The organism is Flavobacterium sp. (genome assembly GCF_046317795.1).
In the GTDB taxonomy this organism is placed as follows: Bacteria; Bacteroidota; Bacteroidia; order Flavobacteriales; family Flavobacteriaceae; genus Flavobacterium.
Genome location: NZ_JBKCVI010000206.1, coordinates 1 through 17,196 on the forward strand (window position 1 = coordinate 1; position 17,196 = coordinate 17,196).

Consider the following 17,196-nt stretch of genomic DNA (forward strand, 5'->3'; position numbering starts at 1 on the left):
GATATAATGATACTTGGAATATAAAAGGTTTAGGTGGACAACCAAACGCCAAGATTTACATCTTTGACCGTCATGGAAAACTAATCAAACAACTCAGTTCCAAAGGACAAGGATGGGATGGGACGTACAACGGACAACAATTACCATCAGATGATTATTGGTTTACTGTAGATTATCTCGAACAAAATGTATCCAAACAATTTAAAGCCCATTTTGCAATGAAGAGATAAATTTGTTGAGTATATGGATAATTTAAAACAAAAATTTATATATTTGGACGCTAGGGTAATGATATATAAAAAAATTAGTATGATAAAAAATATATAAGACTAATAAATTTAATAATAATCTTACAATTTTAAATCAATAATTTTGATTATGTTTAACAAAACTTAGCTATGTAATATAACCCCCCATTTCTCATTAAAAAAATAGTTAATATGAATTTTAGAAAAATTTATTTATTAGGTTTGCTTTTGGTAGCACAACTTTCAAATTCTCAAGAAGCATTACCTGTTTATTCAGATTATTTATCTGATAATTATTACCTACTACATCCTTCAATGGCAGGTGCTGCAAATTGTGCGAAATTAAGAATCACGGGTAGGCAGCAATGGTTTGGACAAACTGATGCACCGGCATTGCAAACAATAAGCTTCAATGGAGCATTGGGTGAAAGATCTGGTGGTGGAGTCATTGTTTTTAATGATAAAAATGGATATCATTCGCAAACAGGAATGAAGTTTACTTATGCGCACCATTTAATGTTTTCGCGAGATAGAGTTGATTTGAATCAACTTTCATTTGGTATGAGTGCTGGTTTTATCCAGAGTAATTTGGATGAAACAAGCTTTTATAATAACAATCCTCAATTTGATCCGATAATTTATGGAATTGTACAGAGTGCTACCTATTTTAATATGGATATTGGTGCCTCTTATAATTTTTTAGATTTTTATGTTCACGCAACTGTTAAAAACGCATTAGCAAGTGACAGAAATTTATATACCGAAGATAGAGAACCGGTTAATTTGCGAAGATTTATTTTGAATACAGGTTATACTTTTGGTGATTCTGAAAGAATTTTATGGGAACCTTCATTTATGTTTCAATTAGTTAGTCAAACACAAGAGACATTTGTTGATTTGAATATCAAAGCATATAAAAATTTAGATTTTGGAATGTTATGGGGTGGGTTATCTTATAGACGGAGTCTTGATGGGGCACAATACCTTGACGGGACGGCTATTGCCACCCAAAAGCTACAATATATAACTCCAATAGTAGGTGTTAATTTTAAAAATTTTATGTTATCTTACACTTACTCTCAATTGTTAGGTAATGTAAATTTTGACACTGGTGGATTTCATCAATTGACACTAGGAATTAATTTATTTTGTAAGCCAGATAAATACGAATGTAATTGTCCTGCTATTAATTAATTTAACTATATGTCCCGATTATTCGGGACAATTTTTTTATGGTAATAAAATCAGTAAACGGTAAGAATCCACAAATACCACTAGATTGTTTTGTAGCAGAAAATGCAACAATTGTTGGGGATGTTGTGTTAGGAAAATTTTGTAGTGTATGGTTTAATGCCGTTATTCGTGGTGATGTTCATTATATTAAAATAGGGGATAAAGTCAATATTCAAGACGGTGCTATCATACATTGTACCTATCAAAAGCATCCAACAGAAATAGGCAACAATGTTTCTATTGGACATAATGCAATAGTTCATGGCTGTATAGTTCATGATAATGTATTAATAGGTATGGGAGCTATTGTAATGGATAATTGCATTATTGAAAGCAATTCAATTATTGCTGCTGGAGCTGTTGTTACTCAAAACACAGTTGTTGAATCGGGGACAATTTATGCTGGAATCCCTGCTAAAAAAATTAAAAACATCAATGAGTCTGATTTTGCAGGAGAAATTGAGCGAATATCCAATAACTATGTAATTTATTCTAGCTGGTTTAAAGAAGAATAATTTAGAAATCTTTAAAAATAACAGGGTATTTATTTTTTAATATACTATTCAAGACTTGTGGATTTGAATTAGTATAAAACACTTGGGTGCTTTTTTCAAGCTGATTATGAAAACCTATTCTTTCCTCTAATATATTTTTTGTTTGTCTTGCCACAGCTTCTCCTGAATCTATAATTTTAATACTTTCTGGAAGTATCTTTTTTATTTGTGGTATCAAATAAGGATAGTGACTGCAACCCAAAACTAGATAATCGATATTGGCTTTAATCATTGGCTGCAAGTAGGAGTTGAGTAGTTTTGCCATTTCAGTTGAATTGATTCCTCCATTTTCGATTAATTGAACTAATCCGTGGCCTATTTGTTCTATAATTTTTGTATTTTGAAAACGTTCTGCTGTTTGATGAAAAAGTTCGCTATTTAGGGTTCCTTTTGTGGCAAGGATGCCAATGGTTTGTGTTTTTGAAAGAGTAGCTGCAGGTTTTATAGCAGGTTCAATTCCAATAAAAGGAACAGAATATTTTGCTCTTAATTCTTTTATTGCATTTGTTGTAGCGGTATTGCATGCCACAACAATTATTTTGCAATTTTGCTCCAAAAGAAATTCGGTATTTTTCATACTCAATCCAACAATTTCTTCTTTGGATCTTTGACCATAAGGTGCATTTTTACTATCTGCCAAATAAATGGTATTTTCATCAGGCAGTAATTCGTGAATCTCTCTCCAAATAGAAGTACCTCCAATACCTGAGTCGAAAAGTCCTATAGGATTGTCATTATTCATAAAAACAAAAGTAAAAAAAAACTGCTCAAGTAATAGAGCAGTTTTTAAAGTATATTTTAATTGATTTTAGAAACCTAAATCTTTTTTAACATCAGCTGTTAAATCTGGACCATCTGCTAATAGTAAATCGGCAACGGTTAAAACGTATTGAAATCCGTTTGCTTTTCCAACTTTCGTAATAGACGCTTTAACTTTGTCCATTAATGGTTTTACCAAGTCAGCTTCTTTCTTTTGCAACTCTTTTTGTGCATTATCTCTATAATCAGTAATACGTTTTACTAGGTCTTGAACTTCTGTTTGACGTGTTTGATTTACAGCATCACCTACTGTTGATGCTTCTTGGTCGTATTTTTTTATTTTATTTTGATATTCTTCTGCCATTGTTTTGTATTCTGCATCATAAGTAGCACTCAATTTTTCTAATTGTTTTTGAGCATCCAACATCGCTGGCATTTTAGAAATTAGTTCATTTACATCTACGTGTGCAGTTTTAGCTTGAGCATTGATTGTGTGAATTGTTCCTAAAAACAATACAGTAGCTATTAGTAATGATTTCAATCTTTTCATTTTTAAAAGTATTAATTAATTATTTATTTATTTTATTCTGATTTTGGTTCTTTTGCTTTATCTTCTTTTGCTTTTTTTGCGGCTTCTCTATCTTCTAGTATTTTTTTTCTTTTGTCTTCTATAGCTTTTTTTCTATCTTCAAGAATTTTTGCTCTAGCGGCTGCTTTTTCATCTCTAGTTTTTTGTGCGTCGCTTACTTCTGATGTCTTGGCTTCACTACCTGGTTCTTTAGGAGGAGAAGCAGTTTCTTCATTAGATTTATCATCATCTTTAGAAGGAGTTTTATCGTTCTCTGGTTTATTGTTAACAGGAATCGTGCCAGTTTTTTTTGCCTCTCGGGCTTCAGCTGCTGCTTTTCTTTTATCGTCTTGCTCTTTTTTCTTAGCTTCCATTGCCAGTTTTCTGTCTTCTATCATTTTGTCTCTGGCTGCTTTTTTCTCTTCTAGTGCTTTTTTTCTAGCAGCAAGCGCTGGATTTTCATCTTCAACGTCTTCTAGATATTCTTTCTTTTCTTGCTCTTTAAGTTCTTTTTTAGATTTTTGTTCTCTTTTTTCAGCCCTTGTAATTATTCTTACAACTTGATCGCTTATATCATATCTTTTAGCAGCAAATAACATAGTCAAATCAGAAGATTTATCGAAAATAAAGTCATATTTTTTAGCTTCTGCTATATCTTGAGCTGCAGTAAATACTTGATCTTGTATTGGTTTTACTAGAACGGCTTTCTGTGTCATTAAATCACCATTTGGGCCAAATCTTTTTTGTTGGAAATCTAAAAGTTCAGTTTCTTGAAACTTAATTTCTTCTTCACGTTCCTCTATCAATTCTCTTGTCAGTAGGGCTTTTTCAGTTTTTAACTCATCTTTCAGTTTTGCAATTTCCACTTTTTTGGCTTCAATATCTTGTTTCCATTTTTGTGCTTTTTGTTCCAATTGATTTTTTGCTTCAGTATAATCGGGTACATTTTCTAAAATATAATCCATGTCAATGTAGCCAATCTTAACTCCTCTAGCCGTTTGAGCACTTAAATTAACGATGAAGGATAAAAATAATATCGATATTGCAAAATATTTTTTCATACTCTAATGTTTTTGAAAAATTTATCAAATATAATTAAAATTGTTGACCAATTATAAAATGTGTTTCCCATCCGTTTGGTTGACTAAATCCTGGAATAGGATCAAAACCATTTGCAAAATCAATTCCCAATAAACCAAAGGCAGGCATAAATATTCTAATACCAAATCCGGCGGAGCGTTGTAAAACAAAAGGATTATAACTATCAAAACTTTTATAAGAGGCACCTGCTTCTATAAAAGTTAAGGCATAAATCGAGGCAGCGGCTTTCAGTGTTATAGGATATCGTAATTCTAAAGAGAATTTATTATAAATTGGATCACCATCTGTTGATGACAATGATTGATTGGGATACCCTCTCAATTGTATCACTTCTCGACCGTCTAATGCAAAATTGGCTAATCCATCACCACCAAGGAAAAACCGTTCAAATGGAACAACGCCTCTATCAGGATTGGAAAGACTTGTTCCTCTTGATGGATTATAAGCACCTAAATAACCAAATTCACCTAATACTCTTAATACAAGCGGTTTTGTTTGTGGCCCTATTAAACGGGTGTACCAATCTGCTTTAAACTTTATTTTGTAATATTCAAGCCATTTAAATTTTTCTTGATCAACTTTAGATCTATCGGTATCAGCATCTTGATAATCGTCAACTCTTACTAAACCTGTAACTCCATTTTCAGTTGTTGTTTTAATAAAATCACCTTGGTTAATATATACACCATCAACTCCAAAGTTATCATCGGTGTCTTGTGGAGTAGTATCAACATATCTCTGTTTGTATGCTTCTTGATTTATAAGATCCCCATAATTAATTCCATTAAACAAAGAATAAGGTAATGTAAATTTAGCTGACACGCTAAACTCGGAACCCGATGTTGGGAAGATAGGATTTACACCTTTATTATTCCTGCTCAATCCTACTGTAAATGCTAAATTTCTAGAAGAACCATCACCAAAGGTAAATAATCCTGTATTGTAATTATTTAAATTATAATATTGAAAACTAATTGAATTTGAAAATACAAAGAAGTCATCGGGAACTGTTAATCTTTTTGCATAACCTACTGATAAAGCTGTAATGTCAAAACTCTTATTTTTATCTACACCGCCAGTATTTCCGGCAAATAAAAACTGTTTGCTGTATGATAACGAGGTTGAAAATTGAATGGGTTTTTTACCGCCAAACCATGGTTCTGAGAACGATAAACTATAGGTTCTAAAGAATTGACTAGCTTGTAAGCGCAAGGAAACTTTTTGCCCATCGCCCATTGGTAAAGGTTTATAAGCTTCTTTATTAAACAAATTCCTTGCAGAAAAATTATTGAAAGACAAACCTAAGGTGCCAATAAATCCACCACCTCCATAACCTCCTTGAAGTTCAATTTGACTTGATCCTCTTTCTACTAGGTTGTATTCAATGTCAACTGTACCGGCGGCAGGATCAACATTCTTGAATTTTGGATCAATCGCTTCGGGGTCAAAAAATCCTAATTGCCCAATTTCTCTGATGGTTCTAACTAAATCTTCTTTACTATATTTTTGTCCAGGTTTTGTTCTTAGCTCTCGATAAATTACTCTGTCATTTGTTTTGTCATTACCAACGACGGTGATGTTATTAAAGTATGCAATGGGACCTTCTGTAATCCTAATTTCAAAATCAATGGTGTCATTAGCAGTTTTTACTTCTACGGCATTAATATTGGAGAACAAATAACCTGTATTTTGATATAAATTGGTAATATCCTCTCCATCCGGTTTTGATTTATCGGCAATTCTTTTTTCAAGTAAAACACCGTTGTAAGTATCCCCTTTTTTGATACCAATAATTCTGCTTAACAACTGATCAGAGTAGACAGAATTTCCTAGAAATTTAATATTTCCAAAACGATATTTGCTTCCTTCTTCAATTTTAATGTTAATGGCTAATTTCGAATTTTTATCCATTAAATAAACTGAATCGGAAACTATTCGAGCGTCTCTAAAACCTTTTTCCTTGTATTTTTCTATAATTGAGTTTAAGTCTTCTTTGTATTTGTCTTTGATAAATTTAGACGCCTTCAAAACCCGAATCGGGTTTATTTGTTTGGTATTTTTCATGGCGCTTCTCAGATTTTTATCTGTGAATTTATCATTACCCTCAAACGTAATTTTTTTTATTTTAAGCTTATTTCCTTTGTCTATATTGACAAGCATTTTTACTTGATTTCCATCTGTGGTATCAGGAGTATTGGTGATAAAAACTTTGGTGTTATAGTAACCGTCTTTTTTATACTTGTTTTCTATATAATTTTTGGTTGTTGTAATTAAATTTTCATTTACTATTTTTCCTTTTGTTAAAGCATTGTCTTTAATAAGACCTTCAACTTTAGATTTTTTAACGCCATTAAACTTAACTTCTTTTAGTTTTGGGAGTTCAACAATATCTAGGTCAAGCCAGATGCTATCTCCTTCAACTTTATTCACATAAAAGTCAATATCACTAAATAGCCCAAGTTTTCCAAGTTTTTTTATTGCATTGCTTATTTGTTCTCCGGGCACAGTTAGTTCTTGTCCTTTTTCTAAACTAGAAAAAGTAACTACAGTTTGTTGGTTATAACTGATTTTTCCATTTACTTTTACATCAGCTAAAATATATTTTTTAGCTTGATCAAAAGGGAGTCTATTTTGGGCTTGTAATTGAAAAAAAGTACCTAATAATAGCAAACAAAGAAATATTTTTAACTCTTTTATTGGCACTGAAAATTTATTTAATTTGTTCACTTGTTTTTCCAAATCTTCGTTCTCTTTTTTGATAGCTGATAATAGCTTCATATAAATCATCTTCTTTAAAATCGGGCCACAAAACGTCGGTAAAATATAATTCCGCATAGGCGATTTGCCACAACAAAAAATTACTTATTCGGCGTTCGCCGCTCGTTCTTATGACTAAATCTACATCGGGTAAATCGTGCGTGTAAAGATGCTGATTTATTATTGATTCATCAATAGTGTCTATAGAAATTATATTATTTTTAACTTTATCACTAATAATTTTAAAGGCATTTATCAATTCCTCTCTTGAACCATAGCTCAAGGCCAAGGTTAATGTCATTCTATTGTTGTTCTTGGTGCTGTCAATAACACTTAGTAGTTCGTTTTTTGCTTTTTTTGGTAATAATTCAATATTCCCAATACAATTTAAACGAATGTTGTTTTTTTGTAAAGTGTCGAATTCTTTTTTTAGCGAGGATATTAAAAGATTCATCAAAGTATCTACTTCCAATTTTGGTCTGTTCCAATTTTCAGTAGAAAAGGCATAAAGTGTTAAATTTTCTATGCCAAGTTTTGCACAAGTTTCAACAGTAATCCTAACCGATTTAGTTCCTTTTTCATGGCCAAACGCTCTCAAAAGGCCTTTTTGTTTTGCCCAACGACCATTGCCATCCATTATTATAGCTAGGTGTTTGGGTAAATTGTCTTTCTGTATTGTGTCTGTTAAACTCATTTTTAATCTGCGCAATAGCATGGTTTTTCAGTAAAGGTATACGTTAAAGTAAATCCTGTAAAAACATACCAATCATTGCTGTTTATATTGCCAAATTTTAATGGCTCTAAATTTTCATTTTTAGGATTACTTCCATCCAAGTTATCAGTGAAAGTATATCTTGCTCCAACCTCAATTCCTAGAACAAAATTTTTTAATATATTACTTTTAACTCCTACAATCATCGGAATGGCAAATGTACTGGATGTAAAATCTTTTTTTGTTTCTCCGTTAACTACAAATAATTCGTCATACACAAAATAAGACAGACCTGAATAAACGTAAGGTGATATTTTCATTATTAATGACTCATGTAAATTAAAATCGAAAAAATTAAATTCCAATCCTGCCGAAAATTCTTTTATATTATTTTTAAATTTAATTCCTCTTTGCTGTCTTCCGGGAATTTCTGAATCTAAATCATTTCCAGTTATGTTGGACTGCATATAGGAAAACCTGTAAGCATGTCTTGGACTTTTATTCCATTTGTATAAAATTCCAATAGCTGGTTCATTTGGCGAAATGTAATTGGTTTTACCTACATCCCCAATAAAGTTACTCCCTCCTATGAATACACCTAACTCATTGATTTGTGCATTCATTATATTCTGGAAAATAAAAAAAATAAATAATACTAAAATCTTTTTCATTAAATTGAAAATAGCGTGCAAATATAATAATTATCAGTACTTATAAAGCATGAAATTGGGATTTCTGTTAAATAAAATATAGTGCTGACAATTTTGTCTTTGTAATAGTTTGTATTCTAAAAACGGATTTTTTAGAATTGTAGTATATTAGGAAGTAATTTTTTTCTAATTTCTCTTGTCTTCTCCCCATAGGAGTTTGTTACGAAGCGTTTTCAGAAAAGTTTCGTCAGGGATTTCGACCATATTAATTTGAAATGGTGTTTTTTTAATTTTCAATTCAGAATTATTGTTTACCAAAGTAATTCTAGAGTCCAACGAAACCAAATATTGTTCTTCTCTTCCAGAAATTTTCAATTTTATTTCTAAATCGTCCGGAATAACAAGTGGTCTTGCATTTAGATTATGCGGAGCAATAGGTGTGATAACTAATCCTTTTACTTGGGGGGTTAATATGGGTCCGCCACAACTTAATGAATATCCAGTTGAACCTGTTGGTGTAGATATAATTAAACCGTCAGCCCAATAGGAATTTAAATATTCATCATTCAAATAGGTTTCAATTGTTATCATCGATGTGGTATCTTTCCTACTCACGGAGATTTCATTCATTGCAAAATTAATTTCTATGTCGGACTCGTTTGGATAACAATCTATTGTCAAAAGTGTTCTTTCAGAAATTGTATATTTTTTTTCTAAAACGATTTGAAGAAATAATGCTATATTTTCTTTTTGAACTTTGGCCAAAAAACCAAGTCTTCCAGCATTCACTCCCAAAATAGGAATTCCGGAGTCTCTTACAAAAGTTGCCGCTCTCAAAATGGTGCCATCGCCACCAATACTTATCAGAATATCAAAACTATTATCTAAATCTTTATGGGAAGTGAAAGTATTGTACTGTTTTTCAACAATTTTTTCTTCGTATAATATCTTCAAGAACTTTTCCTCAATAACCAATTCCACGTGATTTCTGTTGAAAAAAACAAAAATATCCTTAATGATTGGTCGAGTGTCGTTTTGATAATATTGTCCGAATATGGCAACTTTCATAAATTAAATATTTAAGTATTTATCCAAATATTCTGAACGCTCTTTCAAGTTATTCAAATAATCGTCTTCATGATGTTCAGAAACGATGTCATAGTTATACCTACGAAAGGAATGTATAATTTCGTTCATAGCACCAAGTGTCATTTTTATAGTTACTTGCACTTTATCATTTGTAGCTTCAGAAACAAAAACACCAAGTAATTTTCCATTATTGCTTTCTACAATTTGTGTTATTTGGCTCATGGAATAATCTATAATAGGTTTTTCAACAACTATAATTCCTCCAGTTTCTTTCAAAAAAGGTGTTTCATTTAAAAATTTGATGACATCAGTTATTTCATAATATCCAATATAATTGTTCCTTTCATCAAGAATAGGAACCACATTGGCATTGTTGCGAGCAAAAACCTCTAAAACATCTAACCAAATCATTGATTCTCTTACAAAAAAACCTTCTAAGGCATAGCGGTAATCGGCTAATTTTTTTTGAATTTCAAAAGTTTCTGCATCAACAGAAGAGATACAACCCATATAAATTCCATCATTTAAAACTGAAAAATGGGAGAAATTACAATCGGCAAAAAAATCTTGAATTTCTGCCACTGTTTCATTACTCGAAAATGGTTTAAAATCATTATTGATATATTCTGAAAGTTGTCTCATATATGCTGAATCTTTTAACGACTGCAAAATAATCAAATTTTGGGACATGATGGCTTAGTTTAACTTTGTATTTTTGTTGGGATATATTAATAGCCACAGATTCACTGATTTTTTTATAATTAACAGTAAAAGATAATCTGTAAACTGTGGCTAAAATTAAAATGATGACAAAACTTAGTGTAAACATCAATAAAATAGCTACTTTACGGAACGCTCGAGGTGGAAATGCACCTGATTTGTTGCAAGTGGCCATACATATTCAAAAATTTGGTGCTCAAGGCATTACAATTCATCCAAGACCAGATGAAAGGCACATTCGGTATCAGGATGCACGAGATTTGAAACCTATCGTGTATACTGAATTCAATATCGAAGGCAATCCACAACACAATTTTATGGATTTGGTTTTAGAATGCAAACCTGATCAAGTAACACTTGTTCCTGATGCGATTGGTGCCATAACTTCTTCTGCGGGTTGGGATACCATAAAAAATCGAGATTATTTAACAGATGTAATTGCTGAATTCAAAAGAAGCGGAATAAGAACTTCCATCTTTGTTGACCCTAAATTAGAAATGATTGAAGCTGCAAAAAAAACAGGAACGGATAGAATCGAATTATATACAGAAGAATTCGCTCATCAATTTAGTTTAGGAAATAAAACAGGAATTGAACCTTATGTAAAAGCGGCTGTTTTTGCAAATGAATTAGAATTAGGAATAAATGCTGGACACGATTTGAGTTTGGATAACATAAAGTTTTTCAAAGACAATATTCCTAATTTATTGGAAGTTTCTATTGGCCATGCTTTGATTTGTGAAGCTTTGTATCTTGGTTTAGACAATGTAGTGAATATGTATTTAAATAAATTAAAATAAATCTCAGAGAATCTCTGTGAAACTATAAAAAATGCTCAACTCAAGAATTGAAGGCGAAGGCCATCCACTAATCATCATTCACGGTTTCCTCGGAATGAGTGATAACTGGAAATCATTGGCATCTTTATATGCATCAACAGGTTATCAGGTGCACATGATAGATTTGCGCAATCATGGAAGAAGTTTTCATTCTGATGATTTCAGCTATGAAATAATGTCGAAAGATGTGTTAGCATATTGTCAACAGTATAATCTAAAAGATATTTCCATTATTGGTCATTCTATGGGTGGAAAAGTAGCGATGCTTTTTGCTACAACTTACCCTGAAATGGTTGAAAAATTAGTTGTTGCCGATATTGGACCTAAATATTACGCGCCACACCATCAAAATATTTTGGCTGGGTTGAATGCCGTAGATTTTTCTAAAAAACCCGATAGAGCAGCAGTTGAAGAAACTTTATATCCTTTTATTCCCGATTTTGGTACAAGACAATTTTTAATGAAAAATCTCTACTGGGTTGTGACAGGACAATTAGCATTCCGATTTAATTTATCAGTTTTTAATGAAAAAATTGAAACTATTGGCGAAGCTTTGCCTGAAGGGAATCATTATGACAAACCAACACTTTTCATCCGAGGCGGCAATTCCAGTCATATTTTAGATACAGATTTACCCGAAATCAAAAAGCAATTTCCAAACTTTAAATTAGCAACAATTCCAAATGTTGGACATTGGTTGCATGCCGAAAATCCAAAGTTGTTTTTTCATGAAACTATTACTTTTTTAAAATAAAAAATCCCTTTTCAATTTAAAAAGGGATTTTAGGTTTAACTAATTTAGTTTAATTAGTTTTTGATGAATTTTTTAACAGCTCTTCCTGAGTCAGTATCAATATTCATGAAATAAACACCAGAGGTTAATTCTGAAATATTCATTTCTACTTCAGAAATATTACTAACTTCTATTGTTTTAACAGTTCTTCCATTAACATCAGTAATGCTTACTTTGTTTAAAAGTATGCTGTCGTTATTAGAAATACTGATTACATTATTTGCTGGATTTGGATAAGTGCTAAATTTTCTAGCAAATGCTTCATTAACTCCTAATCCAGTTGTAGTTACCTTGAAATCATCAAGCATAAATCCAAACATATCAGGAGATGTACAACGAACCGCAATATAAACCGGTTGACTATTAAATGTATTTAACTCATAAGTATACTCTACATAAGGACCAAATACTGTAGTTTCTGGCGCTCCTATTGGAGAAAAACTAGCAACAGCAGTATTTGTTGTAGAAACATACACTTGAAAAACTTCGTCTGGATAAGTTGAGTCACAAGATTTTGCCCAAAAAGACAATACATTACCAGATGAACCTAATGTAATTTGAGGAGAAATTAACCAATCGTCATTTTCAGTTATAGTTGCGTTTGGAACGGCTGCAATACAAGCCATAGCTTTTTGACCAGAACGAGCTGCCCAATTGCTAGTAGCACTAGGAGTCAAAGCTGGAGTTACAGCTGTTGAATTAAAAACAATGTATGCCATAGCAGTACCTGTATTTAAAAAAGTTGTTCCACCTCCAAAACCATATGTAGGTCTTCCATCTACATCAGTCAATGTCCATGATCCAACATTTGCTTTTGCAAAGTTAGTGTAAGAGTCAAAGTTGTCTTCAAAAATTGTTGTTTGAGCGTTTATACTTAAAGCGCCAACCAATAAGAAAGAAAGTAATAATTTTTTCATAATTAAAATTTTATAAATGTTAGTAAGTAGCAAATATAAAAATATTTTAATATCTTAGCAAGAAATTATAAATTTTATAATCCAAGACATGAAATTACTTTTTAGAATAGTACTAACAGCACTTTTAGTAATGGCAATTGCCTATATTATGAACGGCGTAGTTGTTGACGAATTCACCACAGCATTAACCGTAGCAATTGTTTTGGGATTGTTGAACTTTTTTGTTAAACCTGTAATAGTATTGCTAACAATTCCGGTAACTATTTTTACATTAGGTTTGTTTTTATTGGTCATCAATGCCATAATGATATTGCTTTGTGATCATTTCGTGGATGGATTTAGTGTTCATTCCTTTTGGACAGCAATGCTATTTAGTATTATCTTATCACTCTCACAATCATTGGTTTATCAAATCACTGGCGACACAAAATAAACCACTTAAAATCAACAAAATAAAAACTTGGTTGGGTTGCAGAAATGTTATAATTTTGCAACCCAATTTTAGTAGGTAAAAAACACAAAAAAATGAACATCACAAAAAATAACATTGATGCATTAAATGCTATAGTTACTGTAGAAATATCAAAATCAGATTACACAACAAAAGTTGAAAAGAAATTAGCAGATTATAAAAAAAACGCCACTATTCCTGGCTTTAGAAAAGGTGCTGTGCCAATGAGTTTAATCAATAAACAATATGGAAAAGCAATTCTTTTAGATGAAGTAAATAAATTGTTGCAAGACAATTTGAATAAATACTTAGCACAAGAAAAATTAGATATCCTTGGTAATCCATTACCAAAAGTAACCGAAGATTTCAATTGGGATGTAGAAGATTATAAATTCGAGTTTGAATTAGGGTTAGCTCCAGAATTCAGTATTGATTTATCAGCAAAAAATGATTTGGTTCTATACAAAATTGTAGCTAACGATAAAATGTTAAACGACCAAGTAGCGCGTATTCAAAAGCAATACGGAAAATTGATTGCTAAAGACACCGTTGAGGAAGGAAATGATGTTTCAGGGATTTTTGCTAACGAAGAAAAAGCAATCAATAACAGAACGACACTTTCTTTAGATGTTTTTGCAGATAAGAAAACCGCTAACAATTTTATTGGTAAAAAAGTAGGTGATGTGGTAACATTACAAACAAAAGGTTTATTTGACGACGATCACAAACTAATGGATTTCTTGGGTGTTGGTCACGACGATGTTCACGGATTGGATATTGAAGTAACTTTTACCATAGACGAAGTTACCACTCACGAACCAGCTGTTTTAGACCAAGAATTATTCGATAAATTATTCGGGCCAAAAGCAGTTACGTCGGTGGACGAGTTGAAGGCTAAAATCAAAGAAGACGCCGAAAAACAATTTGAACAACAATCTGACCAAAAATTCTTAAACGATGTGACTGAGTTTTTAATTGCAAACACCAAATTTGGTTTACCTTCTGAATTCCTAAAAAAATGGATACAAACTGCAGGTGAAAATCCTCTTTCAGCTGACGAAGCAGAGGCAGAATACATAAAATCAGAAAATGGATTGCGCTACCAATTAATAGAAGGAAAAATTATAGCCGAAAATAATTTACAAATCACTTTTGAAGACTTAAAAACATTCACTTCAGATGTTATTAAGAAACAAATGGCTCAATTCGGACAAATGAATCCAACTGATGAAGATGTTCAAGGAATTGTGGCTCGTGTGATGTCAAATCAGGATGAAGTAAAACGTTTGTCAGAACAAGTAATGAGCCAAAAAATGCTGAATTTGTTTAAAGAAAAAGTAAAAGCCAAATCAAAAGAAGTTTCCTATGATGATTTTATCAAAGCAATGTACGGTGAGATTTAATTAGAAAATTCATTATATTTGAGCGTCAAAATCAATTTGATTTTGACGCTTTTTTATTTGTTGTCATAATGTCATATACAATTTTTAGGCACGACCTTTGACTTACATCAACTAGAAAATTAGTAAGTTTACGGCAACCACTTTAAACTTTTAAACACATAAACTTTTAAACATAAATTTAAATGGACTACGGAAAAGACCCAAGAGCTTCACTAGAACTGGCGAAGGAATTTAAAAAATTTGCAACCAAAAAGCATGGCGTAAACAGTTTGTATTACGATAAAATCGTTGGCAGCATGACACCATATATTATAGAAGAACGTCAAATGAATGTATCTCAATTAGACGTTTTCTCCCGTTTGATGATGGATAGAATCATCTTCATGGGAACTGGAGTAGACGATTATATGGCCAACATTATTCAAGCACAATTACTTTTTTTGGAAAGTGCCGATGCTTCAAAAGATATTCAAATCTATATCAATTCTCCAGGTGGAAGTGTTTATGCAGGATTAGGAATTTATGATACCATGCAGTATATCAAACCAGATGTAGCAACCATTTGTACAGGAATGGCAGCATCCATGGGTGCTGTATTATTGTGTGCGGGTGCACCAGGAAAACGTTCAGCATTGCCACATTCAAGAGTAATGATACATCAACCTTCTGGTGGAGCATCAGGAGTTGCAACCGATATGGAAATCAACCTGAAAGAGATGTTGAAGCTAAAAGATGAATTATACCAAATCATTTCCCATCACTCAGGGCAAACTTTTGATAAAGTACACAAAGATTCGGAACGCGATTATTGGATGATTGCCGATGAAGCTAAAGAATATGGAATGATTGATGAAGTATTAAGAAGATTATAAGAAGTTTGTGGTTTTTTGTTTGTGGTTTATAGTTAACCATAAACTAAAAACCATAAACCATAAACCATAGAAATGGCAAAACAAGTATTAGAATGTTCCTTTTGTGGGAGAAAAAAATCCGAAACCAATTTATTGATTGCTGGCATGAATGCGCATGTTTGTGATAGATGTATTGAACAAGCGCACGGCATCGTGTTAGAAGAATTAAAAAGCACTTCGGGTTTAAAAAAACAATCGAAAGATTTAGTTTTAATAAAACCAAAAGAAATCAGAGCTTTTCTTGATCAATATGTTATTGGGCAAGAACAAACCAAAAAAGTCATGTCGGTTGCGGTATACAATCACTACAAAAGATTGATGCAATTGCAACACGATGGAGATGTTGAAATTGAAAAAAGCAACATCATTATGGTAGGGCAAACAGGAACAGGAAAAACATTGGTTGCCAAAACTATTGCCCGAATGCTTGATGTTCCATTGGCAATTGTTGATGCAACAGTTTTAACCGAAGCAGGATATGTAGGTGAAGATGTAGAAAGTATATTGACACGATTACTACAAGCTGCAGATTATGAAGTGGAAAAGGCAGAAAGAGGTATTGTTTTTATAGACGAAATTGACAAAATTGCACGTAAGAGCGACAATCCATCCATAACTCGAGATGTTTCTGGAGAAGGTGTGCAACAAGCGTTATTGAAATTATTAGAAGGGACGGTGGTGAATGTGCCACCAAAAGGAGGAAGAAAACATCCTGATCAAAAATTCATTGAAGTAAATACTCAAAATATATTGTTTATAGCGGGTGGCGCATTTGATGGAATTGAAAGAATAATATCAAAACGTTTGAACCGTCAAGCTATAGGGTATTCGACTTCTCAAAATGCAGAAGGAATTGATAAAAACAATTTACTTCAATATGTAATTCCAAAAGACATTAAAGATTTTGGGTTGATTCCGGAAATTATTGGTCGACTTCCTGTTTTGACCCACATGGATCCTTTAGATAAAGAAACACTTCGTGCCATTTTGACTGAACCTAAAAATGCGTTAATCAAACAATATGAAAAACTGTTCGGAATGGATGATGTGAAATTCACCATAGATGACAACGCCTTAGATTATATTGTGGATAAAGCGTTGGAATACAAACTGGGAGCAAGAGGTTTGCGTTCCCTTTGTGAAGCCATTCTAACCGATGCTATGTATGAATTGCCAAGTTCGGATGAAAAAATATTGCACATTGATGTTGATTATACTCATGATGCTTTAACTAAAAATTTATTAAAGCGATTGGAAATAGCTTCGTAAAAAAATCCCTCACATTAGACTGCCCCCAAAAAGTTAGACGCTATTTGGGGGTATTTTTATGCGTTCATTTGTTTTGGTAGTTTTTCTTCAAAAACAGAATTCTTATCTTCAACACTGCATCTTCCAGGACCACATCTCATTCTATGCGGACCACAAGAGGAAAGGAAACCTAATAGTATCATCAGAAAAAATATTTTTTTCATATGTAGATAAAATTTGTTT

19 protein-coding genes are annotated in these 17,196 nt (G+C 32.2%); 9 read left to right on the forward strand and 10 right to left on the reverse strand.

Annotation, left to right across the window (positions count from 1 at the left end):
* The 3 genes from ACK5ON_RS12015 to ACK5ON_RS12025 all read left to right on the forward strand — a co-directional run.
* Positions 1–230, forward strand: a 230-nt coding sequence (locus ACK5ON_RS12015) for a T9SS type B sorting domain-containing protein (RefSeq protein WP_409822824.1), incomplete at its 5' end; no start/stop codon positions are given.
* 210 nt (positions 231–440) lie between these two features.
* Positions 441–1,442, forward strand: coding sequence for a type IX secretion system membrane protein PorP/SprF (locus ACK5ON_RS12020; RefSeq protein ID WP_396175212.1), 1,002 nt, complete (start codon positions 441–443; stop codon positions 1,440–1,442).
* 38 nt (positions 1,443–1,480) lie between these two features.
* Positions 1,481–1,996: a gamma carbonic anhydrase family protein gene (locus ACK5ON_RS12025; protein ID WP_396175210.1), complete on the forward strand. Its 516-nt coding sequence runs from the start codon at positions 1,481–1,483 to the stop codon at positions 1,994–1,996.
* 1 nt (position 1,997) lies between these two features.
* On the opposite strand, the gene murI is transcribed toward ACK5ON_RS12025, so the two are convergent.
* The 8 genes from murI to ACK5ON_RS12065 form a co-directional block, all read right to left on the reverse strand.
* Positions 1,998–2,777: a glutamate racemase gene (murI, locus tag ACK5ON_RS12030; RefSeq protein ID WP_409822828.1), complete on the reverse strand. Its 780-nt coding sequence runs from the start codon at positions 2,775–2,777 to the stop codon at positions 1,998–2,000.
* Between the two features lie 66 nt (positions 2,778–2,843).
* Positions 2,844–3,344: an OmpH family outer membrane protein gene (locus ACK5ON_RS12035; RefSeq protein ID WP_409822831.1), complete on the reverse strand. Its 501-nt coding sequence runs from the start codon at positions 3,342–3,344 to the stop codon at positions 2,844–2,846.
* A gap of 32 nt (positions 3,345–3,376) precedes the next feature.
* Positions 3,377–4,423 (reverse strand): OmpH family outer membrane protein, encoded by a 1,047-nt coding sequence (locus tag ACK5ON_RS12040; RefSeq protein WP_409822834.1) that lies wholly within the window; start codon positions 4,421–4,423, stop codon positions 3,377–3,379.
* A gap of 34 nt (positions 4,424–4,457) precedes the next feature.
* A complete protein-coding gene (locus tag ACK5ON_RS12045; protein ID WP_409822836.1) occupies positions 4,458–7,241 on the reverse strand; it encodes an outer membrane protein assembly factor in 2,784 nt (927 codons plus the stop codon).
* Positions 7,174–7,914, reverse strand: coding sequence for an isoprenyl transferase (locus ACK5ON_RS12050; protein WP_396175201.1), 741 nt, complete (start codon positions 7,912–7,914; stop codon positions 7,174–7,176). Before ACK5ON_RS12050 ends, ACK5ON_RS12045 begins: the two co-directional genes overlap by 68 nt.
* A gap of 2 nt (positions 7,915–7,916) precedes the next feature.
* Positions 7,917–8,603 (reverse strand): DUF6089 family protein, encoded by a 687-nt coding sequence (locus tag ACK5ON_RS12055; protein WP_409822840.1) that lies wholly within the window; start codon positions 8,601–8,603, stop codon positions 7,917–7,919.
* Between the two features lie 165 nt (positions 8,604–8,768).
* The gene (locus tag ACK5ON_RS12060; protein WP_396175197.1) at positions 8,769–9,650 is read right to left on the reverse strand and encodes an NAD kinase; all 882 of its coding nucleotides are present in this window, start codon (positions 9,648–9,650) and stop codon (positions 8,769–8,771) included.
* A 3-nt stretch (positions 9,651–9,653) separates the two neighbouring features.
* Positions 9,654–10,313: a CBS domain-containing protein gene (locus ACK5ON_RS12065; protein WP_396175195.1), complete on the reverse strand. Its 660-nt coding sequence runs from the start codon at positions 10,311–10,313 to the stop codon at positions 9,654–9,656.
* Between the two features lie 164 nt (positions 10,314–10,477).
* On the opposite strand from ACK5ON_RS12065, the gene ACK5ON_RS12070 reads away from it, so the two are divergent.
* Both ACK5ON_RS12070 and ACK5ON_RS12075 read left to right on the forward strand, forming a co-directional pair.
* Complete coding sequence (locus ACK5ON_RS12070) at positions 10,478–11,191, forward strand: pyridoxine 5'-phosphate synthase (RefSeq protein WP_409822845.1); 714 nt, start codon at positions 10,478–10,480, stop codon at positions 11,189–11,191.
* Between the two features lie 31 nt (positions 11,192–11,222).
* On the forward strand, positions 11,223–11,984 hold the full coding sequence (locus ACK5ON_RS12075; protein WP_409822848.1) for an alpha/beta fold hydrolase: 762 nt from the start codon (positions 11,223–11,225) through the stop codon (positions 11,982–11,984).
* Positions 11,985–12,037: 53 nt separating this feature from the next.
* Here the strand turns inward: ACK5ON_RS12075 and ACK5ON_RS12080 are convergent, their stop codons facing one another.
* Positions 12,038–12,940 carry a choice-of-anchor J domain-containing protein gene (locus tag ACK5ON_RS12080; RefSeq protein WP_409822851.1) on the reverse strand — a complete coding sequence of 301 codons (903 nt, stop codon included), beginning with the start codon at positions 12,938–12,940 and terminating at the stop codon, positions 12,038–12,040.
* Positions 12,941–13,028: 88 nt separating this feature from the next.
* Between ACK5ON_RS12080 and ACK5ON_RS12085 the strand changes: the two genes are divergently transcribed.
* The 4 genes from ACK5ON_RS12085 (at position 13,029) to clpX (ending at position 16,974) form a co-directional block, all read left to right on the forward strand.
* Positions 13,029–13,373: a phage holin family protein gene (locus ACK5ON_RS12085; RefSeq protein WP_396175189.1), complete on the forward strand. Its 345-nt coding sequence runs from the start codon at positions 13,029–13,031 to the stop codon at positions 13,371–13,373.
* A 92-nt stretch (positions 13,374–13,465) separates the two neighbouring features.
* On the forward strand, positions 13,466–14,794 hold the full coding sequence (gene tig, locus ACK5ON_RS12090) for a trigger factor (protein ID WP_409822855.1): 1,329 nt from the start codon (positions 13,466–13,468) through the stop codon (positions 14,792–14,794).
* A gap of 182 nt (positions 14,795–14,976) precedes the next feature.
* Entirely contained in the window at positions 14,977–15,666 is a 690-nt protein-coding gene (clpP, locus tag ACK5ON_RS12095; protein WP_396175866.1) for an ATP-dependent Clp endopeptidase proteolytic subunit ClpP, read from the forward strand.
* A 72-nt stretch (positions 15,667–15,738) separates the two neighbouring features.
* Positions 15,739–16,974 (forward strand): ATP-dependent Clp protease ATP-binding subunit ClpX, encoded by a 1,236-nt coding sequence (gene clpX / locus ACK5ON_RS12100; protein WP_396175868.1) that lies wholly within the window; start codon positions 15,739–15,741, stop codon positions 16,972–16,974.
* Positions 16,975–17,030: 56 nt separating this feature from the next.
* Here clpX and ACK5ON_RS12105 read toward each other — a convergent pair whose 3' ends face one another.
* On the reverse strand, positions 17,031–17,177 hold the full coding sequence (locus ACK5ON_RS12105; protein WP_396175870.1) for a hypothetical protein: 147 nt from the start codon (positions 17,175–17,177) through the stop codon (positions 17,031–17,033).
* Between the last annotated feature and the right edge of the window lie 19 nt (positions 17,178–17,196).